Origin of the sequence: Roseovarius sp. TE539 (assembly GCF_003298505.1) — a bacterium.
Lineage (GTDB): Bacteria > Pseudomonadota > Alphaproteobacteria > Rhodobacterales > Rhodobacteraceae > Roseovarius.
The window spans coordinates 24,603-48,450 of the sequence record NZ_QNGB01000027.1 but is presented as its reverse complement, the minus strand read 5'-3'; the positions used below and the strand labels follow the sequence as shown (position 1 = coordinate 48,450).

The following is a 23,848-nucleotide window of genomic DNA, read 5'->3' as shown; positions in this document are numbered from 1 at the left end:
CCAGAAAAAGCAAAGCCCACAGACGAGCCTGCTATATGGGGGGCGCTCGCCTGTGGGCTTTGCTACCCCCCAGGTGGGTCATTTTTAAATGATCACGATGGGTCAGTTTTGAATGCAGATTGACAGGGCATGCCCTGAACCGCGAGCGCTACGGCAAAGGTGCCTCGCTGGAAAACCTGCAGGCGATCCTTCAACCAACCTGCTTCTGAAGGGCAGCGGCAGCACGGGCGCGGCTGATGGCGTCGTCCTGATCGCTTAACAAAGCTATCTCCTTCTCGATCCGCTCGAAGATCGGCAGATAAACTGGATCGTGCAGCACCAGCACCGCCAGTTTCCGGTGCGCAGATTGCAGGGATTTCAGGTCAGTGCGGCTCATACCTTCTGTATAGCAATCAGTCGCCCGGCGATTACGCATTTCTCGAAAAAAATTGTCGGCCCCGACTGTCATGCGTAGGATGCAGGATCCCGAAGAAAAAAGGTGCGCCCATCGCCTGGCGCGTGGTGGTGAATGCCGGCATCAGCGGATCGGGCATCCGCGACATGATGCTCGAGGCGGTGGAGCGGCGCTTCGGTGATTGCCAGGCGCCGCACCCTGTCGAGGTGCTCAGCGACAACGGCGCGCCCTACACGGCAAAAGACACACGTATCTTTGCCCGGCAGCTTGGTCTGCCGCTCGTGACCTCGAAGGGCACGGGGTGCCCGGCGAGGGCGGCGTTGAGGGCGGCGAGGGCCTCCTCGACGGCGGGTTGCTTCGCCTCCCAGATCGTGTCGATCTCGGTGTTGTTGGCGATGGACTTGAGCGTGATGTGGGGCACGCGGTGATAGACGAAACCGTGGCGGATGTCGTCATAGGTGGCGTGGGTGGCCGGGGCGGATCGCGTGACCTCGGCCTCTTTCCTCTGCCCCTCCTCTGAGTCCTTGAGCAGATACCAGGGGTATTTCGCCCCCATGATGCGCGCACGGGCGAGCGCGAGGGCCACGCGCGAGGTGTCGATGGTGATCCAGCGGCGGCCCCATTGCTCGGCGACGTAAGCGGTGGTGCCGGAGCCGCAGGTGGGATCGAGCACAAGATCGCCGGGATCGGTGGTCATGAGGAGGCAGCGTTCGATAGTTTTAGCATTTGTCTGACCGACGTAGAGCTTGTCGTCCGTGAAATTGCCGGTGCCGGTATCGGTCCACATATTTCCATGAACACCGACATCGAAGTGGCATTGTTGCACATCTCTGACGACAGAGGATTCACTTTGCGAGTCCATGCGGTTACACGGGCTGCATGAGCAAGCCACCTCCCGCCCGCTATCGCACGACGAACTGGTCCAGCTACAACGCGTCGCTGCGCAAGCGGGGATCGCTGCTGATCCGGGTCGACAAGGACATGACCTGGCGCGCGCCGCGTGACGGCCGGCCGGACGTCCGCCGGTCTTTTCCGATGCGGCCATCCAGTTCTGCCTGTCAATCAAAGTGCTGTTCAAGCTTCCCTTGCGCCAGACCGCCGGGATGGTGGCCAGCCTGCTGCGTCTTGCGGGACTGGACTGGCCGGTGCCTGACTTTTCCACCCTGTGTCGGAGGCAGAAGACCCTGGCGGTGCAGGTCCCGTATCGGCGCGCCGATGGGCCGCTGAACCTGTTGGTCGACAGCACCGGGATCAAGGTCCTCGGCGATGGCGAATGGCAGGCGCGCAAGCATGGCACGCAGGGCCGTCGGTGAGCCATGTCGCGCCATTGATCCGAGCGACAATGGCGAACGGCGCAAGGGGCATCTGGCCATGGATCCGGCCACGTCCGACATCCGCGCCGTCGAATTCACCCCCAGTCGCGACGGCGACAGCCCCGTGCTGCCCGACCTGCTCGACCAGATCCCCGAGGACGAACAGATCGGTACCGTGACCGCCGATGGCGCCTACGATACGCGCCGCTGCCACACCGCCATCATCGAGCGTGACGCCGTTCCGATCATCCCGATCCGCAAGAACGGACGCTTGTGGGAAGAGAACTGCCCTGCGGCACGCGCCAGAAACGAAACCCTGCGCGCAACGCGATATTACGGGCGGGCATTCTGGAAGCGATGGACCGGATACCATGCCCGCAGCAGGATCGAGGCGAGAATGCGCTGCCTGAAAGCCTTCGACGAGCGCATCGCCGCGAGAGGCCCCGACCGCCAGACCGCCGAAATCCACATCCGCATCGCCCTCATGACCCGCTTCTCGGCCCTCGGCACCGCCGAGATCGTCCGCGCGGCATGACGTCAGCGGGGTATGGGGCCGTCACGCCTCAAGCGCGAGTTGCGCAACAACGCCCTTCGTGGGTGTGCCTAGCGGCCGCTCGGGGGGCTCAAGCCGCTGCGCGGCGAAACAAACGCGTGATCACCATGAAGAAAAGCGGCACGAAGATCACTCCCAGAACCGTTGCCGAGATGGTGCCCCCCAGGACACCCGATCCGATGGCATTGCGCCCTCCGGAGCCCGCACCGGAACTCAGAACCAGGGGCAGAACACCCAGGGAAAAGGCCATCGATGTCATGATTATCGGGCGGAAACGCTGGCGCGCAGCCTCGGCCACCGCGTCGATGATGCGCTCCCCGCGTTCGTGTCTGTCACGCGCAAACTCGACGATCAGGATGGCATTCTTGCCTGTAAGGCCGATCACGGTGAGCAGGCCGACCTGAAAGAAGACACCGTTTTCGAATCCGCCCAGCCACGCACCCGTCAATGCCCCGAGAACGCCGATGGGCATGGCGAACATCACGGCGAACGGTATCGACCAGCTTTCATAGAGCGCCGCCAGCGAAAGAAACACCACCGCCAGCGACAGCGCGTACAGCAGCGGGGCCTGGCTGCCGGATTCCCTTTCTTCGAGTGAAAGCCCGGTCCAGGCTGCCTCGTAGCCGGTGCCAAGCTGCGCCACGAGACGTTCCATTTCCGCCATCGCTTCGCCCGTGGTGGTGCCGGGTGCCGGGCTGCCCTGAATCTGGATCGACGGAACGCCGTTGTAGCGGTAGAGTCCTTGTGGCCCGAATTTCCAGCCCCCCTCGGAAAAGTTGGAAAACGGGACGAGGCCGCCGCTGGTATTGCGGACCCGCCACTCGTCGATATCGGTCGGACCCGCGCGCGCTTCGGCCTCGCCCTGTACGTAGACCCGCTTGATCCTGCCCTGGTCAAGGAAATCGTTCACGTAACTGCCGGCCCATGCGATCTGAAGAAGCTCGCCGACATCCGTCGGCGTGAGCCCCATCGCGCCCGCCTTGCGCCAATCAATATTGAGATTGAACTGCGCCGCGTCCTCCAGACCGCTCGGCCGGGCCGACGCGATACGGTCGCTTTCGGCGGCCAGGCCCAGCAACCTGTTGCGAGCCTCGACCAATTCTTCGTGCGATTGGCCGCCACGTGCTTGCAGGTAGAAATCGAAACCCGACACGTTCCCAAGCTCGATCACCGACGGCGGCACTACGGGAAAGACGCGGGCGTCCTGAATCTGGCTGAAAGCTCCGAATGCCCGGCCCGCAAGCGCCTGGACACTCTGTTGCGGTTGGGGCCGCTTTTTCCAATCCTCCAGCTGGACAAAGGCCAGGCCCATGTTCTGCCCGCGACCGGAAAAACTGAAGCCCACGACGCCAAAAAGGGATTTGACGACTCCCTGTTCCTCCTCAAGGTAGTAATCCTCCACCTGCCTGACCACGTCCAGCGTGCGTTCCGCGCTCGCCCCGGTCGGCGTCTGGATCAATGTGAACAGGATGCCCTGATCCTCTTCGGGAAGGAACCCTGTGGGCGTGCGCGCAAACAGCAGTGCCATTGCTGCGGCCAGAACCAGGTAGATCAGCCCCACACGGAAGGGGCGCCGCACGGTCCAGCGTACGGTGCCCGCATAGCCCCGGGTCAGGCCAGAGAAACCACTGTTGAACCACGCGAAGGGGCCGCGCCGCGCCGGGTGGTCGCTCTGCCTCAGCAGCGACGCGCAAAGCGCCGGGGTCAAGGTCAGCGCCACGACCACCGACAGAGCCATCGCCGAAACGATCGTGATTGCAAATTGCTGGTAAATCACTCCGGTCGATCCGGGAAAGAAGGCCATCGGCACGAAAACCGCCGACAGCACCATGGCGATGCCGATCAGGGCGCCGGTGATCTGCCCCATGGACTTGTGGGTGGCCTCGCGCGGGGGAAGGCCCTCTTCCTCCATGATACGTTCGACGTTCTCGACCACGACGATGGCATCATCGACCAGCAGGCCGATCGCCAGAACCATCGCGAGCATGGTCAGCGTATTGATCGTGAATCCGGCCGCCGCAAGCACCCCGAAAGTACCCAGAAGGACCACCGGCACGGCCAGTGTCGGGATCAGCGTGGCACGCAGGTTCTGCAGGAAAAGGAACATGACGAGAAAGACCAGCCCGATCGCCTCGAACAGGGTTTTCACGACCTCCTTGATCGAGATCTCGATGAACGGCGTGGTGTCGTAGGGAATGATGTATTCCATGCCATCGGGGAAGAAGCCGGCGAATTCGGCCATCCGATCCTTTACCGCTTCCGCCGTTTCCAGCGCATTCGCGCCCGGCGCAAGCCGGATCGCCATGCCCGAAGCCGGGTTTCGATTGAATCGCGCGGTAGTCGCGTAGTTCTCTGCCCCGATTTCCACCCGTGCGACATCGTCCAGAAGTACCAGACCACCATCGGTTTCGGCCCGCAGTACGATCTGTCGGAAATCCTCCGGCGTACTGAGAAGCGATTGTGCGGTGATCGTGGCATTCAGCTGCTGCCCCTCCACCGTCGGCCGCGCGCCGAAGGCACCGGCCGAGATCTGCGCATTCTGAGCCGAAACAGCGTTGACCACATCCGTCGGTGTCAGTTCGAATGCAGCCAGCTTGGAGGGATCAAGCCAGATACGCATGGCGTACTGGGCGCCGAACACGTTGACCGATCCCACACCCTCGATCCGGCTGAGCTCGTCCACAAGGTTGGTTTCCATGTAATCGGCCAGATCGACCTGTTCGAGGTTCCCATCGGTCGAGATCAGGCCAACCACCATCAGGAACCCGGCCGACGACTTCTCGACCGTGATCCCCTGCCGTTGCACGATCTCGGGCAGCAGAGGGGAGGCACGGCTAAGCTTGTTCTGCACCTGCACCTGCGCGATATCGGGGTCGGTGCCGGTTTCGAATGTCAGGGTAATCTCGCTACGCCCCGCAGCGGTCGACTGAGACGAGAAGTAGCGCAGACCATCAAGCCCGGTCATCTGCTGTTCGATCACCTGTGTGACGGTGTTGGCGACGGTCCCGGCCGAAGCCCCGGGATACGTCGCGTTGACGGTCACCGAGGGCGGCGCGATCTGGGGGTATTGCGCGACAGGCAACAGCCGGATCGCAAGGATGCCCACCCCCATGATGAGGATCGATATGACCCAGGCAAATACCGGGCGGTCAATGAAGAACCGTGCCATTCCGTGCTTCTCCCGCCCCTCAGTCAGCCGTCTCGTCGGTATCGGACATGCCGCGCAGCTCAGCCTCCACAGTGGCGCCCGGAGAGGTTTTCTGGAAACCCGCGACGATCACGCGATCCCCTGGTTCCAGGCCACTCTCGACAACCCAGTCGCTGCCGCGATCCTGCAGGACCGAAAGCGTGCGCTCCTCGACTTTCTCCTGTGAATTCACAACCCAGGCGGTCGGTCGGCCGCGCCGATCCCGCACCACGCCTTCCTGCGGCACGAGGAATATGTCCCTGGCCACCTCGACGGGCATTTCGACCTGCACGTACATCCCGGGAAGAAGAAGAGAGTCCGGATTCGCGAACTGCATGCGCAGCGTCACGACGCCTGTCTGCGGGTCCACCTTCGGCTCGGCGGCCTGCAGGCGACCGGTATGACCGTATGTTGATCCGTCGGCCAGTTTGAGCCGCACGGTCCCGTCAGCATCAGCGAGGGCGGCTTCGGTCTCGCCGCGGCGCCAGCGCAGCAGATCGGCCGCCGACTGTGTCACGTCGACATAAACCGGATCAATCTTGCGGATCACCGCCAAGGGCGCCGCCTGGCTTGCTGTAACCAACGCGCCCTGGCTGATCTGGGCAAGGCCAATCCGGCCCGAAAGCCGTGCCCTGATCGTGGTGCGCGCAAGGTCGATCTGTGCCGAATTGAGCTGTGCCTTGGCAAGTTGAAGCGCGGCAGAGGCGGCATCCCGGGCGGCGAGCGCGTCATCCAGGGTCTGTTGGCTGGCGACACTGCGGGATTGCAGTTCCTCAATTCGTTCAGCATCACGTTCCGCAGCGCTCAGCTCGGCGTCGGCCTGGGCGACGCGCGCGCGGGATTGCCTGACACTCGCCTGGTATGTTTCCGAGTCGATGCGATAAAGCGCATCCCCGGACTCGACATGAGCCCCTTCGGTGAACAGGCGTTCGGTGACGATACCATTCACCTGGGGCCGCACCTCGGCTTCGGCCGATGGTGCCACCCGCCCCGGAAGCGTGGATGTCAGGGTTACCGATTCCGGCTCCAGCCTGACGACGGTCACGGCGGCAGCTTCCTGTGGCTGTTGTGCATCTGCATGCCCCGCCGCAAGCAGGAGGCAGGCAATGAAGAGGACAATTCCGTGCGGTCGAAACGGCATGACGGACCTTCTGGCTTTCAGGCGGAATACGAAACAGTGCCTACATGAAACAAAACGGACTTGCGAATAACAAATACCGGCGTTGCGGTCATCGTCCCGTTTGGGGGGGATTGCCGTGGCAAGTTCGCAGAACGGGCGGGTTGCACCCGAAAGGACGACCCCGACGCCAGGCACCCCTTGACCTGCGCGCATTTGCCGTGTACCTGCCACTCATCCCGTGCTTCCTGCCGCGTGAGCAGTGACCGGCCCCGTTCGGAGCGTCCGATAAAAGATCACGGGATGAACAACTCCCAAAATCACGCATGGGCCCATTGGCCGACCGGCCCGTATCTTGCTGATCCGGTGAGCGGGTTGACCATGCTCACCCGTCCGTCGAACGCGCGGACAAGAAAACCCGGCGTGCTTTGAAGAGTGCGCCCGAAAGGACGATTTTGAACGCTTTTGAACATATGGGGCTAACGTCGGCCCTGGTGGCCAAGCTGGCCGAAAACGGCATGACCGAACCCACTCGAATCCAATCCCGGGCGATCCCGCCTGCACTCGAGGGTCGAGACGTGATGGGCCTTGCTCAGACCGGCACCGGAAAGACAGCCGCATTCGGCCTTCCCCTGGCCATGTCCCTTGCCGGGCAGCGCGGCAAGCCCCGGCCCGGCACCGCCAAGGCGCTGGTGCTGGCACCGACGCGTGAATTGGCCCGCCAGATATGCGACTCCATACGCCCGCTGGTGGCCGGTTCGCCGATCAGGATCGGGCTGGTTGTCGGCGGCGCCTCGATCAAGGCACAGTCCCAGACGCTGTCGCGGGGCATCGACCTTCTGGTCGCGACACCCGGCCGCCTTCTGGACCTGATGGACCGTGGCGCGGTCCGGCTGTCGGAAACCCGCTTTCTGGTTCTGGACGAGGCCGACCAGATGCTTGACCTGGGCTTCATCCACGCGCTGCGCAAGATCTCCGCGCGCCTGCCGGCGGAGCGGCAGACGATGCTGTTTTCGGCAACGATGCCCAAGCAGATGAACGAGCTTGCGCAAAGTTTCCTGACCAACCCGGTCCGGATCGAAGTCTCGCCCCCCGGCACCGCGGTCGAAAAGATCTCCCAGTCGGTGCATTTCGTTCAGAAGGCCGACAAGACGGCGCGGCTGATCGAACTGTTGGGCAATCACGGGTCCGAGCGCGCGATCGTCTTCGGGCGCACCAAGCACGGGTCCGAGCGATTGTCCAAGACCCTGGACAAGGCGGGTTTCAAGGTCGCGGCCATCCATGGCAACAAGAGCCAGGGCCAGAGGGACCGCGCCATTCGCGCCTTCCGCGCCGGCGAAGTGCATGTGCTGGTGGCCACCGACGTGGCCGCGCGCGGGATCGACATCCCCGATGTGCGCCATGTCTACAATTTCGATCTGCCGAACGTGGCCGAAAACTATGTCCACCGGATCGGACGCACCGCCCGCGCCGGCGCCGAAGGGGCCGCGGTTGCGTTCTGCGCGCCCGAGGAAATCGGTGAACTCAGGGCCATACAAAAGGCGGCGGGCATGTCCATCCCCGTCGCGTCCGGCCAACCATGGGAAAGCCTCGACACGCCGGCACAGCGCCGCCGGGGCGGTGGAGGCGGGGCGAAATCCCGACCCCGCCGCCGCAACCGCAACCGGGCCGCGGCCTGATCACAGGACTTCCGGGTGGCGCCGCGGCGCCGCCCGCTCACGCGCTCCGCGCAACAAGATCCCGCGACGCGTCCAGTATCCCTTCCACCGAGGGCAAGGTCGCGGCGTAGGCCGGACCGGTGGCAATGAAACTGTCCTCGGCGGTCAGACGTACAAAGGGGACGTCCGTGGTCTCCGCGAAATGCGCCATCAATGCCTCGGCCACACCACCGGAGCGGCGGGTCTCGTCCACGATCAGGATCGCGCCACACACTCGCACAGCCTCGTGCAGCGCCGCTTCCGGCAACGGCGACAACCAGCGAAGATCGACGACCCTTGCCGCAACTCCCTCTGCCCTCAGCCGTGCTTTCGCCTGCCGCGACAGGTAATGCCCGTTGCCGAAGGTGACGATGGCCAGATCAGTGCCGTCGCCGTGAACACCGACCTCCCCGGACGCGATCCGTTCACCCGGTGCCGGATACCGGCACAGCCATCCGCCATCCTTATCCTCATGAAGATCCCGCGCCGGATAGAGCGCGATCGGTTCGAGGAACACAACCACGCGCTGCTCCTCGCGGGCCAGCCGCACGCATTCGCGAAGTATCATCACCGCATCCGCCCCGTTCGAGGGGCAGGCAAGTATCAACCCCGGAATGTCACGCAGGACGGCCAGCGAGTTGTCATTGTGGAAATGCCCGCCAAAGCCTTTCTGGTAGCCCAGCCCGGCGATGCGCACGACCATCGGGTTGGTGAACTGCCCCTGCGAGAAGAATGGCAGGGTCGCCGCCTCGCCGCGCAATTGATCCTCTGCGTTGTGCAGGTATGCGAGAAACTGAATCTCGGGGATCGGTACGAACCCGTTATGCGCCATCCCAATGCCCAGCCCCAGGATGGATTGCTCATCCAGCAACGTGTCGATCACACGGTCCCGGCCAAAACGCGACATCAGCCGTTGGGTCACGCCGTAGACGCCGCCCTTGGCGCCTATGTCCTCGCCCATCAGCACGATCTCGTCATGCTCCAGCATCAGATCGGTCAAAGCCCAGTTGATCAGGCGTGACATGATCTGTGGCGTGTCCTGCGCCTTGAGATCGGCACCGAAAGCCGCGGCGCGGTCAGCAGGGTCGGGTCCGTTGACCGGACGGCACGCGCGCAGCGGCGGGATCAGACTGGCCATGACCTGTTGCGCGGTTTCAAGCCGCGGGCGGCTGACCACTTCGGCGGCAATGGTCTCCACCTCATCACCGGTTTCACCATAGGTCCGCAATGCTGCCTTGCGCGATAGCGCACCCGCAGCATCAAGAAGCCGCACCGAATGCAACAACGGGTCATCGGCCTCCTGCGCCTCGACCTCGGTTTTCGGCAGATAGGATGTCGGCACATCCGCTCCCGCGTGGCCATACAGGCGCACCGTTCGCATGTGAAGGAATGCGGGTTTGCGACGGTGACGAACATGCGCAGCCGCCGCGGACGCCGCACGATAGGTGTCATAAAGGTCTCGTCCGTCGCAGGCGAAGTATTCCAGGTCCGGCCGCGCCGAGAATCCCGCTTCGATCCAGCCCTCGGGGGTCCTGACCGAAATGCCGATGCCGTTGTCTTCGCAAACGAACAGAAGCGGCATTGGCACGGCCTGATATGCAGCCCAGGCCGCGGCGTTGAACGCGCCCTGCGCCGTGGAATGATTGGCCGATGCATCCCCGAAGGAACACATGATCAGCGCGTCATCGGGAAGGGTGCGGTGCTCGGGCGGGCGGCGACGGGCCAGCCCCAGAGAATAGGCCGCGCCGACAGCCTTGGGAAGGTGGCTGGCGATTGTCGAGGTTTGCGGCGGAATCATGAGCGCTTTCGATCCCAGGACCTTGTGGCGCCCGCCCGAGACGGGATCCTCGGCGGAGCACGCGAAACTCAGCAGCATGTCGCGCACCACCGTCTGTCCCGGAACCTGTCCGGCGCGGGCAATCTGGAACGCGGCGTCGCGGTAATGCAGGAATGCCATGTCAGTGGGCCGCAGTGCCTGAGCCACGGCCGCCATGCCTTCGTGCCCGCTGGAGCCAATGGTGTAATACCCCTGCCCGGCCCTTTGCATCACACGGCTCTGTCGGTCCAGCGCGCGGCTCAGGCACTGGGCGCGGAAAAGCTCCGCCGCCTCCGCATTCGGCAGCGCCGGGTCCGGCGCACGTCCATCCGGCAGGTCACCGGACGCGACGCGGGCCAGAAAATTCTCGTGAACGATATCGGCACGGTCCATTCCTGCTCTCCTCTCAAGCCTGCCCGGCGGGTCCGCGGTAGTGGGCAAGCAACCTCTCTGGGGAGGTGCCGGACAGATAGCGCAGCAAGAGGATCAGGTTGCCGCTCCCCCGCCTGAGCCATCCATCCCGCCGGTATCGCGCGGCGCTGGTCGAAACGCGCAGGGGCATCGCCTGCAACCGTCCGCCCAGTCGGCGCGCCAGCGCCACATCCTCCATGATCGGAATGTCGGGATACCCGCCGGCAGCGTCATAGTCCGTGCGCGAAACCAGCAGCCCCTGGTCACCATAGGGCAGATGGAAAAGCCGCGAGCGCAGGTTCGCCCATCCAGACACCAGGGCCGGCGCAAGCCCGGCGGCATCGAACCCCAGCTTGAAATATCCCGGGCGCCCGGACTTCATCTGCGCCCGCACAACCGCCGCCCACCCGTCCGCAAGCCGTGTATCGGCGTGCAGGAACAACAACCACTCACCCTCCGCCGTCGCGGCACCGCGGCGAAGCTGCCCGCCCCGCGACGGCGGCCCGGCAAGCAGCACCGCACCGGCGGCATCGGCGATCTCCCGGGTCGCGTCTGCCGATCCGCCGTCGGATATCACCAATTCGCGGATCAGCCCGGCCTGCAATCCCTCGGTGAGCGCCGCCAGGCATCCGGGCAGCGCCTCTGCAGCGTTCAAGGTGGGGATCACCACAGAGAGTTCCGCGCGCATCGTTCCGTCTCCTGTTGCGGCCTGTCAAAATCCCGTGTCATCACCTACATGACAGCCAGAGCCAATACCAGTCAGAGGAGGCACCATGCCCCGCGCGATCCATGCCATCATCGGCAGCGATGCCGAACACTTTCTGCAAGGCCTCATCACCACGGATATCGCCGGGCTGGACAAGGGCCTTCTCTATGCCGCACTCCTAACGCCACAGGGCAAGTATATCGCCGATTTCTTTCTGCTTCGGCATGGCGGGTCGGTGTTGGTGGATGTGGACGCGGAGATCGCGCCGACATTGGTCCAGCGGTTGAACATGTACAAGCTCCGCTCGGATGTGCGGATTTCCGAAAGCGATGTGCAGGTCTTCCGCGGCACCGGACCGGCGCCCGATGGCGCGTTGGCAGATCCCCGACACCCGGCAATGGGCTGGCGCCTCTACGGGACCCGATCAGGAGATGACGGCACCGACTGGGAGGCCATCCGCGTGGCGCATTGCATCCCCGAAACAGGCATTGAACTGACGCCGGATAGTTTCGTGCTCGAAGCGGGACTGGACCGTCTCGGGGGCGTGGATTTCCGCAAGGGGTGCTATGTCGGCCAGGAGGTCACGGCCCGAATGCGCCACAAGACGAAACTGCGAAAGGGTCTGGGCACGGTTTCGATCGACGGGGACGCCGCGCCGGGAACACCGATCACGTCAAGCGACGAAAAACAGGCCGGCACCCTCTGCACGCGGTCGGGTGACCGGGCCATAGCCTATCTGCGCTTCGACAGGGCAGGACCGAACATGCATGCCGGCGATGCGACCGTGCATTACATCCGGCCGGAATGACATCGCGGTTCCCGCCGCGACACATACGACCCGGGTTCGACCCGGATCAGGCGCGTTCGGAATACTCCATGGTCTCGGTGTTGACGACGATTTCCTCGTCCTGGCCCACGAAGGGCGGCACCATGACCTTTACCCCGTTATCCAGGACCGCGGGCTTGAAGCTGTTTGCCGCCGTCTGACCCTTGACCACCGGTTCGGTTTCCGCGACCCGGCAGGTCACCTTCTGCGGCAGCGTCGCGTTGAGCGCCTCGCTTTCATGGAATTCCACCGTGATCGTCATGCCATCCTGCAGAAAGGCACGGCGCTCTCCCAGGATGTCGGCCGGAAGCTGGATCTGGTCGAACGTTTCGGCATCCATGAAATGCAGCATGCCATCGTCTTCGTAAAGGAATTGCTGATCCTTCTGTTCCAGACGTACACGTTCCACCTTGTCGGCGCTGCGAAACCGTTCATTGAGCTTGGATCCGTTGCGCAGGTTTCGCATTTCCACCTGCGCGAAGGCACCACCCTTGCCGGGTTTGACGTGATCGACCTTGACCGCGGTCCAAAGACCGTCATTGTGTTCCAGAATATTGCCTGGCTTGATCTCGTTGCCGTTGATCTTGGGCATGGTGGCGAAACCTCGGCTGAAACTTGATGATTTTCTGAAGGCCCCTATATCTCGTGACAATGCGGGGGGCAAGTGAACCAGATATCGTCTCGATCCATTCGAGGCATGCGTAAACTGCATAGGAGTTATGCATTTATGCTCTATCCGAATCGCTCAAACTCCGTCATAACCACCGCTACGCCCGAAACACAAGCGCATAAGACTAAGGACGAAACATGAATGATTTCGTTGACGGTGCCGCCTTCTCGAACGAGCAGGGCAACCGTGCACGCAAACTTTTCGCGGCCGTCGTACTGGCCGCGCTGGACGACGCCATATCGGATGACAAGAAATTCGGCAACGGCCCGGATCAGATCGCCCGCTGGGCACGTTCGCGCGATGGACGCGAGGTTCTGAGTTGTGCCGGAATAGATCCGAACGAACGTGTGGTTTCCGGCCTCATGGAATTCGTTTCCAAGGGCGTGCGCACCTCCGTGGCGCTGTCGCGCGAGGAAAGCGAACGCCGCAATGCCGCGGCCCTCGCCGAGCAGGCCGAAGCCGCCTGATACTGCGCCATCACCGCAACCCGGACCATGGCCCTGCCCGCAACGGCAGGGCCTTTTGCTTTGCCGGAGCGCGCCGGACCGGTTCGGATTGATACGCCCCTGTCCCCGCGACGGGGCCTCTGCGCCGGCTGTGCGAATCCCAGATCAGGCCCGGGCACGGGCTCACACGGCCAGGGCGGCCCACGCGATCGCCGTCGGACCCATAATGCCACGATTCGAAAACACAGGGCGACCCGGCGATGCGCGGCGGCTTCGCCTTGAGTCCGCGCAAGGAAAATCACGGCTCCATGAGCTTTGGTCACTCGACCTACCAAGCGCGAAGCACCGTCCTGACCAGCCGGTCCGCAAGGGGCCATGTCCATCCCGGGGCTGACTGCCGCCATCCGACATTTTCGCGCGGGATTACTTGTCTCCTGGCGTCACGCATGCGTTCATACGGGCATCTTGTGGCCGGTGCGGAACACTAGAGGAAATTCCCGGCGAACATCCACGCCCAGAAAAACGCCGGCGACAGTTGCACCGCCGCAAGCGCCGCGATCAGCAGCCGCGACCGCAAACTCGGGAACCGCCGGATCAGGATCAGGCAGAAGAACAACGACAGCCCCATTTCAACAGGGCCGACGACGCCCGCATGATGCGCCCTGTCCCAGTAACTCACCGGGCTTTCGAACACCCAGTCCGTGACCGGCCAGAAATGTGGCCGCCCGTCATCGTGATGCAACGGCAGATCGAAAGCGAGGTGCAAAAGCGCTGATGCGGCGAAAACCATCGCTGCACGCGCACCGTACCACCACGCAACCCCGAAACCCGCCGCCCAGATGACAAACGAGTTGTCGACCCGGAAAACCTGTTGCCACGCGTCGGAGAAGTATAGTGTCCCGAACACGTATCCCGGATTCAATCCCAGCACAAAGATAGCTGTACCCGCCATCACGTATAGCGAAAGGTCCGGCGCAAGAGCACCCGCAAGGCCGGCCAGCGTGCGGCGCCTGTCATGGGGGCGCGCGAAAACCGCGGCGGAAAATATCAGGTGGGCGGGCGTGTTCATGGCTTTCCCCGAGTGGACTTGCTTTGTATCACACCCTGCAGAACCGAAGGAGCCGCGAAATGACACGGGCGATCATGATTCAGGGTGCGGGCTCCAACGTGGGGAAATCAATGCTTGTCGCCGGTCTCGCCCGGGCTTTCCACCGGCGTGGCCTGTCGGTGGCACCGTTCAAGCCGCAAAACATGTCCAACAACGCCGCCGTCACCTGTGATGGAGGTGAAATCGGTCGTGCTCAGGCACTGCAGGCCCGTGCCGCGGGCCGAGAACCCCATACCGACATGAACCCGATTCTTCTCAAGCCGGAAACCGATACCGGCGCGCAGGTGATCGTGCAGGGTCAGCGGTACGCCACTCTCCGGGCCCGCGATTACGCACAGGCCAAGCCCCAATTGCTGGCTCCCGCGCTGGAGAGTTTCTTTCGTCTGTGCGCCACCGCCGACCTGGTGCTCATCGAAGGGGCCGGCAGCCCGGCGGAAATAAATCTGCGCACCGGCGATATCGCCAACATGGGGTTCGCCGCGGCCGCCGGTCTGCCCGTCATTCTGGTGGGTGACATAGACCGTGGCGGGGTGATCGCGCAGATCGTGGGAACGCAAGCGGTTCTGCCGCCCTGCGATGCCGGTCGCATCCGTGGGTTTGCCGTAAACAAGTTCCGTGGCGATGTAAGGCTGTTCGACGAAGGTGTGAACGAGATCGAAAAACGCACCGGGTGGCCGTCGCTTGGCGTTGTCCCGTGGTTTGATCAGGCATGGCGCCTTCCCGCGGAGGATGTCATCGATATCCGCAGCAGTGCGGGCGGCCGTTTCAAGATCGCCGTTCCACGCCTGTCACGAATCGCGAATTTCGACGACCTTGATCCGCTTTCTGCGGAACCCGGGATCAGCGTCGAGATTGTGGACCCGGGGCACCCCCTTCCCGGGGACGCCGATCTTGTCCTGATTCCCGGCAGCAAGAGCACCATGGGCGACCTCATGCATTTCCGTGCTCAGGGGTGGGACATTGACCTGACGGCCCATGTCCGGAGGGGCGGGCACGTCATGGGGATATGCGGCGGGTATCAGATGCTTGGCCGCGAGATTTCGGATCCCGGTGGAATAGAAGGACCACCGGGCACCGTACAGGGGCTCGGCCATCTGGACGTCACTACGGTGATGCGCCCTGAGAAAAGGCTGGCGCTCACACAGGCCACTTACGTGCCGACAGGCGATGCCGTGTCGGGTTACGAAATCCATCTGGGAGATACCACCGGCCAGGATTGCGCGCGGGCCTGGCTGAGCGTGGACGGGCGCCCGGAAGGCGCGGCGTCACCCTCCGGGCGGGTCCGCGGCTGCTATTTGCACGGGTTGTTCGGCGCCGACGCGTTCCGTGCCGCGGTGCTTTCAGAGATGGGCGGGCATTCGGACCTGGACTATGCGGGGAGCGTCGAGACTGCGCTCGACGCTCTGGCGGATCACCTCGGCGAACACATGGCGCTGACCACGTTGCTGGAGATGTCAGAGCAACCGAAAGCCCGCACTTAACGTCGGCCTCTTCCGTCAGGCCGCCCGGTCAATCCAGATCCTGCGCCGCCAGTGCCCTGTGGATCTCACGGCGCACGAGCTTGCGAACATTCCGGGTGATCCGTTCGCCCAGAGCACCCTGCAATTCCTGGCGGACAATCTCGGTCACGAGATCGCGCAACGCCTCCTCGTCCAGCGCATCCTCGGACATGGAAAGATAATCGTCGTCGGCGCCGTCATCATCGCGGCCTGCACCATCGCGATCCGGGTCCGCCGCAAATCCGCGAGCCTCGGGGGTTTCGCGTTCTTCCGGCTCCGGCATGTTGTCGGTCTCGATGGCGGTGGCACCGTCCTCGCGATCATTCGACGCCAACTCCCAGTCCGCAGCGTCACCCTCGTCCCATGCATCATCCGGGCCAGCAGCGTGGGCGGCATCTTCATCATCTTCCGTCGTCCCCCCGCCGAAATCATCGGGCGTGCTATCCTCCCAGGGCAAGGGATGCCCCTTTTCCCCGGCATTCGGGTCCGGCGTTTCGCCGTCGGGTTCCCACTGTTCTTCCCGGGCTGCGACAAGGGCTTCGAACTCCGCCACCCTGGCCTTCAACTCCTCGGCACGGCGTTCCGGACCGGACTTTCCCGCTGGGTCCGGGTGCAGCGAGTCAGTTACGCCGCGTTCTTCCTCACTGTCGCCCGCCTGAACCGGAGATTCGGTGACCTCATCCAGCGTCATCCACTGTTCGGGCTCAGCCGGTTCAACGGCCTCCGGTTCTGCCGGGGCCTCCCGCGAGGAACGAAAATCAGGTGGCTCGTGTGTGCTGACACCGTCAAGTTCTTCCGCGGGATCATCAACCCTCAGCGACGGGGTAAGGACCAGCTTTTCACCATTCTCGCGACGCTGCGCCGCGGGACCCTCGCCATCATCCGCCTGGTGTCGGTCATCGCCTTTTTCACGGTCCTCGACAGAAACCAGCCTCCTGATGGAGGTCAGCACATCCTCGATTTCCACATTCGTGACTGGATCGGACATTTTCATTCACCACTCTCGCCCCCGGGTTCAAAGCTTACCCTTGCCCGGCGTCGCGCACAACAGATAGCGCGGTTTTTTGCTTTTTCCGGGCATGTGCGCGGGATCGGAAGCGACGCCGACCGTGGCCCTTGCCGAGCCCGCAATGCGGGATCGTAAAAACCGGGCTTCCCATTTGCCCAACCCGAATTTCAGTCCGCGAAACGGCACCCGTTGGCCACGGATCAGCCGCGCGCCGCGGCCCGACACCGTATCTCACCAGCCCCGTAGCGGGACTGAAACCCCCGTTACAACGCAAAGACAGGCTTCGTTTCGAAGCCGGGGAGCACGACCGCACTCGCATTGAACGCGTAACGCCAGCTGATATGCCCGTCGGTCCGGTGGCCTATGCGCACCACACCGAGAACACCCTCCATGAAAAGGCATGCGATGCGACCGCCCTCCTTGAGCTGGGCGCTCAAAGCCTCTGGCAATTCCTCGATTCCACCCTGGATTATGATCACGTCATATGGACCGTGTTCCGGAGCCCCCTCTACAAGGGGACCTTCATGCACGATCACGTTGTCGGCCCCGTGTTCGAGCAGCAGCCCTTGGGCCTCACCGGCCATATCGGCGTCCTCCTCCACAGCAACGACCGCCTCGGCCATCTGCGACACGACGGCCGCCGAGTATCCAAGCCCGCACCCGACATCCAGCACCAGATCGGATCCGTCGATATCCAGAAAATCCAGCATCTTGGCAAGTGTCCGCGGCTCAAGTACGACGCGGTTTCCGCCAACATCCAGGTTTTCGCCGGTATAGGCGGCCTGCCGCAGGTTGCGCGGCACGAAATCCTCGCGCGGGACCGCCAACATGGCGTCGATGATCGGAAACTTCGTAACGTCCGCTGGGCGGACCTGTGTATCCACCATTGTCCGTCGCCGGGCAGCGTAATCGGTCATGCGCAAACTCTTGCTTTCGGTATCCTGCCCAATCTTCTGACACAGAAGGCCGGTCCGGGCAACGGCGTATCGCGGTTTTAAGCCGGCTCCGCATGGCGCACGCCCCTTGCGGAGGCCTGCGTGTTCATCTATCTGTCTTCCCGCACCCTTTGGGCGAGTTGGCGGAGTGGTGACGCAGCGGATTGCAAATCCGTGTACACCGGTTCGATTCCGGTACTCGCCTCCATCTTCCTCGCCTCTTCGGCGCGATGCGGCCCGGCCGGTCACGTGACCGCGGATCGCCTTTCCGGGCACAATCAACGGGGTGCGGAAAGTTTCACGGGGTCCCATGGCTTCGCGGACGTCGAAGATACACGCCTTGGCGGCATTGGCACGACCCTGACGGTGGCCTGATCCCGGCGTCAAAACCGACAGGCCCCGTACCGAACAACAGCCGCAGAAAGCCGGAACCACGCGGCATCACCCGCCGCCAAGGTCTCGAATCATGCGCCCCTCCGATTCCCGCCGCATGACTTCATGGCACTTGGAACTCGTCTCGGAGTAAACTCACCAATCCAGTTTTATTGATCAATTTCTGTAGTTTGACTTGTATTTCTTCTACGTGACCCTTGAGTCACATTAGTGATTGACGGTTTGCGACGCCGAAATCTAGGATGGGGTTAACGGCAGACAGGGGAACCGCCATGTGGAACGACGCCATTCCCGACCGGTCCGCGCAACAGGCCCTGAAGCGCAAGGCGATCCTGCGAGCGGCCGCCGCGATTTTCTCACGGCAGGGCAGTCACGGCGCCACGCTTGAGAACGTGGCCGACAGTCTCGGTGTCTCGAAGGCGGCGCTCTACCGCTATGTGCTGAACAAGAACGACCTGATTCTCGCGTGCCAGGAAGAGGCTCTGGAAATCGCGGATCGCGCCCTTACGGAGGGCGAGGCACAAGGCGAAACCGCGCTCGAGAAGATCCGCATCGGCCTCCGGCTCTACCTCGTCGCGATGATGGCCGAGCTGGGCGTGCCCGCCCTGATCCTGGAAGACAACGCCCTGCACGGCGAAGAGGCCGCGCGCACCCAGGCCAAGCGCGACAGCTACGAGACGCGCATGCGGCGGCTTGTCGCCGAAGGACAGGCAGACGGCTCGATAGTTCCCGCCGAACCGAAGGTTGCCGTCTTCATGCTTCTCGGCGCGATCCATTGGGTCGCCAAATGGTACCGCCCCGACGGCGCCTGGACCCCCGAGACGGTTGCCGACGCAATTGTCGATCTCGCGACGCGGGCGCTCGACACGTCACCGGTTCCGGCCCTGGCCGAGATGCCCGAACGCACGCAACAACACTGAAGGTCAAGCAAAATGCATTTCGAACTAAGCCCGGAACAGGCGGAACTGCAGGAGACGATAAACGACTTCGCGCAGGCGGAAATCGCGCCCGTCGCCGAGGAATTGGACCGCAAGGGTGAATTCCCCGTCGAGCTGTTTCGCCGCGTTGGCGAGATGGGGGTCATGTCGATCCCCTTCCCCGAGGAAAGGGGCGGCATGGGGCTTGGCGTGTTCGAGGCGACACTCGCCATCGAAGCGCTGGCCCGGGCGGATCAGTCCATCGCGGTCTCAACCATGGTGTCCATGGCCACCGGTCTCACAGTGGAACGCTTTGGCACCGACACGCAGAAACAGCAGTGGCTGCCCGAGATCGTGTCGGGCCAGAAGATCTGCTCCATCGCCGGAACCGAACCGGGGGCAGGCTCGGACACCGGCGGGTTCACCACCCGCGCCACCCAGCTCGGGAACGGTCAATGGTCATTGAGCGGTGAAAAGGCATTCATCACCAACGCCGGAACGCCCATTTCGCTTTTCACACTGGTCCTCGCGATCAGTTCGCCCAAGGAGGCCGAACGCAAAAAGTTTTCCCTGTTCCTGACCCCGAACAACGCGCCGGGCTACACACGCGGCAAGGGCTACAACAAGATGGGCTGGCGCAGTTCGGACACCCGGCAGCTCTACCTTGACGACTGTCAGCTCGGAGAAGACGCCATTGTGGGCGAGCTGCACGGCGGTCGCCACCTTCTGCACAAGGGCTATCAGGCGGCGCGGCTCTGGCTTGCGGCCTGTTCACTTGGTCTCGCGCAGGCCAGCCTCGATCATGCGATCGCCTACGCACAGGAACGTCAGGTGTTCGGCGGCTCGCTTGGAAAGCGCCAGCTTATCCAGCAAATGATCGCGCAGATGGCGCTCAAGGTCGATACGGCGCGCTTGCTGACCTACCGGGCGGCGTGGCAGATCGACAACGGCGTGGAGGATCTTGGCGCCCTGTCCATGGCCAAGCTGGGCGCCACCGAGATCGGCACCGAAGTCGCCAACATGGCCGTGCAGGTACATGGCGGGTGGGGCTACATGGATGACTGCCCGCCGTCTCGTTATCTGCGCGACAACCGCATCTGCACGATCGGTGACGGGTCCAGCGAAATACAGACAATGCTGATCGCGCGGGCTTGCGGGCTGGACGTGGATTTCACCTGAGGCGCAACCGTGAGCGCCCGGAAACCATGAGGGAGGAAAGCGCAATGGCCGCGACTGGCGCAGCCATACTCGAGGCACGTGACCTGGGCCTGCGTTTCGGCGCGGTCGAGGCTCTGAAGGATGTCTCGGTGCGCTTCGCGGCAGGCCACGTTCATGCGATGATCGGGCCAAACGGTGCGGGCAAGTCCAGCCTTCTGAACTGCCTTTCGGGCTTTTATCACCCCTGGACCGGCGCAATCATGTTCGAGGGGCGCGACATATCGGCTCTGCGGCCCCCCGACCGCGCCCGCATCGGCATCGGCCGGACCTTCCAGGGCATTCAGACCTATCCGTCGATGACGGCCCGCGAGAACATCCTGACCGGTTTTCACGCCATGATGAAAGGCGGTGTCTTTTCGGGGCTATTCCGAACGCCCGCCACGGTCCGGCAGGAAGAGGCGTTCACCGCCCGAGCCGAAGAGATCATCGACTTTCTGGAACTCGAGGAAGATCGCCACCGCGTGGTGGGCGACATGTCCTACGGATTGCGAAAGCGGGTTGACCTGGGCCGTGCGCTTGCACTGCAGCCCAAGGTGCTGGTGATGGACGAGCCCATGGCGGGCATGAGCCCGGAGGAAAAGGGCGACCTTGCACGCTTCACCCTCGACATCCGGGATCGGTACGGGATTCCCGTGATACTTGTTGAACACGACATGGACGTGGTCATGGATATCTCGGACCGTGTCACGGTCCTGGAGTTCGGCCGCGTGATCGCCGAGGGAACCCCGGACCAGATACGCGGCAACGATCGGGTGATCGCGGCATATCTGGGCGACGGCGCAACGGGGGGCGAAGCGGCATGAACGCTCCCCGCCTCTCCGCCCGGCCCGTCACTCTGGATCGTACCGCACGGGGCCGCACCCTGCCGCAGCTTCTGCGCGACAACGCACAAGAGATGCCCACCACCACCGCCATCAGGTCAAAGCGCGCCGGGCTCTGGCAGACGATGACCTGGGCTGCGCTTCACGATGCCGTCTGCCGCAGGGCGGCGGGACTGGAGGCGCTCGGCCTTCGGTCGGGGCAGGTTTTGTGCATCATCTCGGAGAACCGCGAGGAAGCATGGATCGCACAAATGGCGGCGATCAGCCTTGGTGCCGTCGCAGTCAGCGTCTACCCGGACGCATCGACCGACGAACTGGCATATGTGCTGGATCATTCCGGGGCCGTCTTTGTTCTGGCCGAGGATCAGGAACAGGTTGACAAGGTGCTGGCCGCGCCCGGCGCCGCACCCGGTGTGGCGCGTATCCTTTATGTGGAACCGAACGGCCTATGGACCTATGCGGATCCCCGTCTGAAACCCCTGTCCGACGTCGGGTCCGAGGACGCGGGCATCGCGGCACGGATCGACGCGGCCCGGCAATCCGATATCGCGGTCTACTGTTACACCTCGGGCACCACCGGCAAGCCCAAGGCGGCGATGCTGGATCACGCGTTCATTCTTGACAACGCATATCGTCTGATGGGCGCCCTGGGAATCCGCGCCGGGGGACGGTATCTTTCGTATATCTCTCCCGCTTGGGCGGCGGAACAGTTCTTCGGCGTCGGGCTTCCCCTGCTGGCGCCGCTGATCCTGCATTTTGCCGAGAAGCCCGAAACGGTGCAGACCGACCTTCGCGAGATCGGACCCGATTTCCTGATGTTCACGCCCCGGCAGTGGGAGATGCAGGCCTCGGATGTCGAGGCCCGGATGATGGGCGCCCCGGACTGGCGGCAGCGGCTCTATCGCTGGGGCCTCGCCAAGGGTCACGAGCGGGTCGCGAACAAAGGCGGTCTGTGGCGTCGCGGCGTCGTCTGGCCATTGGCTGACCAACTCGTCCTGAAAGGAGTCCGCGACCTTCTGGGCTTGACGCGGGCACGAGCGGTACTGTCGGGCGGATCGGGACTGTCTGCGCAGCTTTTTGCCCGGTTTCGCGCATTCGGAGTGCCGCTTGGCAACTTGTACGGCAGCTCGGAACTGGGCCTCGTTGCAACCCACCGCCCCGGCGACAACAACCCTGAAACACTGGGACAGTTGATGCCGTCTGACCCTACACTGGCAGACCCGATCGAAGCCTGGATTGATGAAACCGGTCAACTTCGCCTCAAGGGCCTGGCATTTTCCGGATATCTGGACAACCCGGCGGCCTCGGCGGAAATGGGCGACGGCACCGAAGGTTACCAAACCGGCGATGCCGTGCGGCTTGACGACAACGGCGAGCTCATCTTTCTGGATCGCGCGAAAGATCTTCGGCGGCTTTCGACAGGGGCCGCCTATCCGCCGACCTTCCTGGAAAACCACCTCAGGGCACACGCCATGGTGCGCGATGCCATCGTGATCGGCGACGACAGTCGCGACCGGGTCGTCGCGCTGGTGAATATCGACATGGAGATCGCCGGCCGCTTCGCCGAACGGCAGGGGCTGGCCTTCGGCACATTTTCCGAACTCAGCCAGCTCGATCCGGTGCGCAAGGAAATCGCGCGCGCCGTCGCCCATGTCAACGAACTGGTCGACCCCGGCGCCCGGATCGCGTCCTTTGCCAATCTGCCCAAGGAACTTGACGCCGACGAGGAAGAACTCACCCGGTCCCGCAAACTGCGCCGCGGTGCGATCGAGGCCAGATACGCGCCCCTTATCGAGGGTTTGTATAACGGCGCGGATACCGTGCCACTGGACATCAACGTGACTTATCAGGATGGCCGCAGCAGCCGCTTGAAGGCCGATGTCGCCATGAACAGCGTCGGGGGAGCGCCACAATGATCGAGCTTGTCCAGATCCTGATCGAGGGCGCCCTGGTGGGGCTGGTTTACGGCCTTGTGGCGATCTCCTTCGTGGTGATCTACCGGGCCTCCAAGATCATCAATCTCGCCCAGGGAGAGGTGCTGGTTTTCGGTGCGTTCCTGCTCTGGACCTTCACCGAAGGCGCCGCCGGCATGGGGTATCCGCTTCCCCTGCCCGTTGCCATCGCGTTGACACTTGCGGCCTGCGTCGCTTTCGGCTGGACGATCGAACGCTCGGTCTTCCGGCCGCTCATCGGACAGTCGGGTTTCACGATCTTCATGGCCGGCGTGGCGCTGCTGATCCTGTTGCGGGGGCTGGCGCAGCTGATCTGGGGGGCGCAATCACGCTCGGCGCCCGCGATCCTGCCGGAGGGTGCGCTGGAACTGGGGCCGTTTCTGGTCAATACGCGGCTGCTGATCGGGGCTGTCTTCACCATCGTCCTGACGCAGGCGCTGCACGTCTTCTTCACCCGTTCACGGCTGGGGCTGCGGCTGGCTGCAGTGGCCGAAGACCATACCACCGCCCACTCGCTCGGCGTTTCGGTGCGGCAGGCCATCGCGGTGGCCTGGATAATGGGCACGGTGGTCGCCACGGCGGCCGCGGTCGTGCTGCTGTCCGGTTCAATACTTTCGCTCGAAGTGGCCGTTATCGGCTTCAAGGCGCTTCCCGTCGCTCTTCTCGGCGGGCTTGAAAGCATTCGCGGCGCGCCGCTTGCCGGTCTCATTATCGGCATCTTCGAGGCACTCGCCTCGGCCTACCTCGACCCGCTGACCAATGGTGCGGCCTCCGGACTGTTGCCATACGTGGTCATGGTCGCGGTTCTTCTCATTCGCCCCTACGGCCTTTTCGGCTGGCGCAAGATCGAAAGGCTCTGA

General features: G+C 63.5%; 19 protein-coding genes, 1 tRNA gene and 2 pseudogenes. 12 read left to right on the top strand and 10 right to left on the bottom strand.

Annotated elements, in window-relative coordinates; all coding sequences use genetic code 11:
• Positions 1–190 precede the first annotated feature (190 nt).
• Positions 191–376: a hypothetical protein gene (locus DQW77_RS14640; protein ID WP_113258971.1), complete on the bottom strand. Its 186-nt coding sequence runs from the start codon at positions 374–376 to the stop codon at positions 191–193.
• 110 nt (positions 377–486) lie between these two features.
• Between DQW77_RS14640 and DQW77_RS14635 the strand changes: the two are divergent.
• A pseudogene (locus tag DQW77_RS14635) lies at positions 487–669 on the top strand (IS3 family transposase); the annotation flags it as partial.
• On the opposite strand, the gene DQW77_RS14630 reads toward DQW77_RS14635, so the two are convergent.
• Positions 624–1,181 carry a site-specific DNA-methyltransferase gene (locus DQW77_RS14630; protein ID WP_258523870.1) on the bottom strand — a complete coding sequence of 186 codons (558 nt, stop codon included), beginning with the start codon at positions 1,179–1,181 and terminating at the stop codon, positions 624–626. The pseudogene DQW77_RS14635 and the gene DQW77_RS14630 overlap by 46 nt on opposite strands.
• Positions 1,182–1,273: 92 nt before the next feature.
• On the opposite strand from DQW77_RS14630, the pseudogene DQW77_RS14625 reads away from it, so the two are divergent.
• Positions 1,274–2,242 (top strand): annotated as a pseudogene (locus tag DQW77_RS14625) (IS5 family transposase).
• 88 nt (positions 2,243–2,330) lie between these two features.
• Here DQW77_RS14625 and DQW77_RS14620 read toward each other — a convergent pair.
• Together DQW77_RS14620 and DQW77_RS14615 are read right to left on the bottom strand one after the other, a co-directional pair.
• Positions 2,331–5,429, bottom strand: a complete 3,099-nt coding sequence (locus DQW77_RS14620) for an efflux RND transporter permease subunit (RefSeq protein ID WP_113258970.1) — start codon at positions 5,427–5,429, stop codon at positions 2,331–2,333.
• Between the two features lie 19 nt (positions 5,430–5,448).
• Positions 5,449–6,588 (bottom strand): efflux RND transporter periplasmic adaptor subunit, encoded by a 1,140-nt coding sequence (locus DQW77_RS14615; protein WP_113258969.1) that lies wholly within the window; start codon positions 6,586–6,588, stop codon positions 5,449–5,451.
• A 431-nt stretch (positions 6,589–7,019) separates the two neighbouring features.
• Between DQW77_RS14615 and DQW77_RS14610 the strand changes: the two genes are divergently transcribed.
• Positions 7,020–8,243: a DEAD/DEAH box helicase gene (locus DQW77_RS14610; RefSeq protein ID WP_258523869.1), complete on the top strand. Its 1,224-nt coding sequence runs from the start codon at positions 7,020–7,022 to the stop codon at positions 8,241–8,243.
• Between the two features lie 37 nt (positions 8,244–8,280).
• On the opposite strand, the gene DQW77_RS14605 is transcribed toward DQW77_RS14610, so the two are convergent.
• The gene (locus DQW77_RS14605) at positions 8,281–10,470 is read right to left on the bottom strand and encodes a thiamine pyrophosphate-dependent enzyme (protein ID WP_113258967.1); all 2,190 of its coding nucleotides are present in this window, start codon (positions 10,468–10,470) and stop codon (positions 8,281–8,283) included.
• 13 nt (positions 10,471–10,483) lie between these two features.
• On the bottom strand, positions 10,484–11,176 hold the full coding sequence (locus DQW77_RS14600; RefSeq protein ID WP_113258966.1) for a TIGR04283 family arsenosugar biosynthesis glycosyltransferase: 693 nt from the start codon (positions 11,174–11,176) through the stop codon (positions 10,484–10,486).
• Positions 11,177–11,261: 85 nt separating this feature from the next.
• On the opposite strand from DQW77_RS14600, the gene DQW77_RS14595 reads away from it, so the two are divergent.
• Positions 11,262–12,002 (top strand): folate-binding protein YgfZ, encoded by a 741-nt coding sequence (locus DQW77_RS14595; protein ID WP_113258965.1) that lies wholly within the window; start codon positions 11,262–11,264, stop codon positions 12,000–12,002.
• Between the two features lie 46 nt (positions 12,003–12,048).
• Here DQW77_RS14595 and efp read toward each other — a convergent pair whose 3' ends face one another.
• On the bottom strand, positions 12,049–12,612 hold the full coding sequence (gene efp, locus DQW77_RS14590) for an elongation factor P (protein ID WP_113258964.1): 564 nt from the start codon (positions 12,610–12,612) through the stop codon (positions 12,049–12,051).
• 215 nt (positions 12,613–12,827) lie between these two features.
• Here efp and DQW77_RS14585 point away from each other — a divergent pair, with 215 nt between their 5' ends.
• Positions 12,828–13,157, top strand: a complete 330-nt coding sequence (locus DQW77_RS14585; protein WP_113258963.1) for a DUF6280 family protein — start codon at positions 12,828–12,830, stop codon at positions 13,155–13,157.
• 463 nt (positions 13,158–13,620) lie between these two features.
• On the opposite strand, the gene DQW77_RS14580 is transcribed toward DQW77_RS14585, so the two are convergent.
• Positions 13,621–14,205 (bottom strand): cobalamin biosynthesis protein CobQ, encoded by a 585-nt coding sequence (locus tag DQW77_RS14580; RefSeq protein WP_113258962.1) that lies wholly within the window; start codon positions 14,203–14,205, stop codon positions 13,621–13,623.
• 59 nt (positions 14,206–14,264) lie between these two features.
• Here DQW77_RS14580 and DQW77_RS14575 point away from each other — a divergent pair, with 59 nt between their 5' ends.
• The gene (locus DQW77_RS14575; RefSeq protein WP_113258961.1) at positions 14,265–15,725 is read left to right on the top strand and encodes a cobyric acid synthase; all 1,461 of its coding nucleotides are present in this window, start codon (positions 14,265–14,267) and stop codon (positions 15,723–15,725) included.
• Positions 15,726–15,753: 28 nt separating this feature from the next.
• Here the strand turns inward: DQW77_RS14575 and DQW77_RS14570 are convergent, their stop codons facing one another.
• Both DQW77_RS14570 and DQW77_RS14565 read right to left on the bottom strand, forming a co-directional pair.
• Positions 15,754–16,731 (bottom strand): hypothetical protein, encoded by a 978-nt coding sequence (locus DQW77_RS14570; RefSeq protein ID WP_113258976.1) that lies wholly within the window; start codon positions 16,729–16,731, stop codon positions 15,754–15,756.
• 284 nt (positions 16,732–17,015) lie between these two features.
• Positions 17,016–17,669, bottom strand: coding sequence for a protein-L-isoaspartate O-methyltransferase (locus DQW77_RS14565; RefSeq protein WP_113258960.1), 654 nt, complete (start codon positions 17,667–17,669; stop codon positions 17,016–17,018).
• Between the two features lie 152 nt (positions 17,670–17,821).
• Here DQW77_RS14565 and DQW77_RS14560 point away from each other — a divergent pair.
• The 6 genes from DQW77_RS14560 (at position 17,822) to DQW77_RS14530 (ending at position 23,848) form a co-directional block, all read left to right on the top strand.
• Positions 17,822–17,895, top strand: a tRNA-Cys gene (locus tag DQW77_RS14560).
• 457 nt (positions 17,896–18,352) lie between these two features.
• Positions 18,353–19,000, top strand: coding sequence for a TetR/AcrR family transcriptional regulator (locus DQW77_RS14550; RefSeq protein WP_181711284.1), 648 nt, complete (start codon positions 18,353–18,355; stop codon positions 18,998–19,000).
• 12 nt (positions 19,001–19,012) lie between these two features.
• The gene (locus DQW77_RS14545; RefSeq protein ID WP_113258957.1) at positions 19,013–20,176 is read left to right on the top strand and encodes an acyl-CoA dehydrogenase family protein; all 1,164 of its coding nucleotides are present in this window, start codon (positions 19,013–19,015) and stop codon (positions 20,174–20,176) included.
• A gap of 44 nt (positions 20,177–20,220) precedes the next feature.
• Positions 20,221–21,018: an ABC transporter ATP-binding protein gene (locus DQW77_RS14540; protein WP_113258975.1), complete on the top strand. Its 798-nt coding sequence runs from the start codon at positions 20,221–20,223 to the stop codon at positions 21,016–21,018.
• Complete coding sequence (locus DQW77_RS14535; protein WP_113258956.1) at positions 21,015–22,952, top strand: long-chain fatty acid--CoA ligase; 1,938 nt, start codon at positions 21,015–21,017, stop codon at positions 22,950–22,952. Before DQW77_RS14540 ends, DQW77_RS14535 begins: the two co-directional genes overlap by 4 nt.
• A complete protein-coding gene (locus tag DQW77_RS14530) occupies positions 22,949–23,848 on the top strand; it encodes a branched-chain amino acid ABC transporter permease (protein ID WP_113258955.1) in 900 nt (299 codons plus the stop codon). Before DQW77_RS14535 ends, DQW77_RS14530 begins: the two co-directional genes overlap by 4 nt.

Excerpts from the sequence above, each read along its gene's own strand:
- DQW77_RS14640 (WP_113258971.1), bottom strand. The coding sequence starts at position 376 with ATGAGCCGCACTGACCTGAAATCCCTGCAATCTGCGCACCGGAAACTG.
- DQW77_RS14630 (WP_258523870.1), bottom strand. The coding sequence starts at position 1,181 with ATGTGGACCGATACCGGCACCGGCAATTTCACGGACGACAAGCTCTAC.
- DQW77_RS14620 (WP_113258970.1), bottom strand. The coding sequence starts at position 5,429 with ATGGCACGGTTCTTCATTGACCGCCCGGTATTTGCCTGGGTCATATCG.
- DQW77_RS14615 (WP_113258969.1), bottom strand. The coding sequence starts at position 6,588 with ATGCCGTTTCGACCGCACGGAATTGTCCTCTTCATTGCCTGCCTCCTG.
- DQW77_RS14605 (WP_113258967.1), bottom strand. The coding sequence starts at position 10,470 with ATGGACCGTGCCGATATCGTTCACGAGAATTTTCTGGCCCGCGTCGCG.
- DQW77_RS14600 (WP_113258966.1), bottom strand. The coding sequence starts at position 11,176 with ATGCGCGCGGAACTCTCTGTGGTGATCCCCACCTTGAACGCTGCAGAG.
- DQW77_RS14595 (WP_113258965.1), top strand. The coding sequence starts at position 11,262 with ATGCCCCGCGCGATCCATGCCATCATCGGCAGCGATGCCGAACACTTT.
- efp (WP_113258964.1), bottom strand. The coding sequence starts at position 12,612 with ATGCCCAAGATCAACGGCAACGAGATCAAGCCAGGCAATATTCTGGAA.
- DQW77_RS14585 (WP_113258963.1), top strand. The coding sequence starts at position 12,828 with ATGAATGATTTCGTTGACGGTGCCGCCTTCTCGAACGAGCAGGGCAAC.
- DQW77_RS14580 (WP_113258962.1), bottom strand. The coding sequence starts at position 14,205 with ATGAACACGCCCGCCCACCTGATATTTTCCGCCGCGGTTTTCGCGCGC.
- DQW77_RS14575 (WP_113258961.1), top strand. The coding sequence starts at position 14,265 with ATGACACGGGCGATCATGATTCAGGGTGCGGGCTCCAACGTGGGGAAA.
- DQW77_RS14570 (WP_113258976.1), bottom strand. The coding sequence starts at position 16,731 with ATGTCCGATCCAGTCACGAATGTGGAAATCGAGGATGTGCTGACCTCC.
- DQW77_RS14565 (WP_113258960.1), bottom strand. The coding sequence starts at position 17,669 with ATGACCGATTACGCTGCCCGGCGACGGACAATGGTGGATACACAGGTC.
- DQW77_RS14550 (WP_181711284.1), top strand. The coding sequence starts at position 18,353 with ATGTGGAACGACGCCATTCCCGACCGGTCCGCGCAACAGGCCCTGAAG.
- DQW77_RS14545 (WP_113258957.1), top strand. The coding sequence starts at position 19,013 with ATGCATTTCGAACTAAGCCCGGAACAGGCGGAACTGCAGGAGACGATA.
- DQW77_RS14540 (WP_113258975.1), top strand. The coding sequence starts at position 20,221 with ATGGCCGCGACTGGCGCAGCCATACTCGAGGCACGTGACCTGGGCCTG.
- DQW77_RS14535 (WP_113258956.1), top strand. The coding sequence starts at position 21,015 with ATGAACGCTCCCCGCCTCTCCGCCCGGCCCGTCACTCTGGATCGTACC.
- DQW77_RS14530 (WP_113258955.1), top strand. The coding sequence starts at position 22,949 with ATGATCGAGCTTGTCCAGATCCTGATCGAGGGCGCCCTGGTGGGGCTG.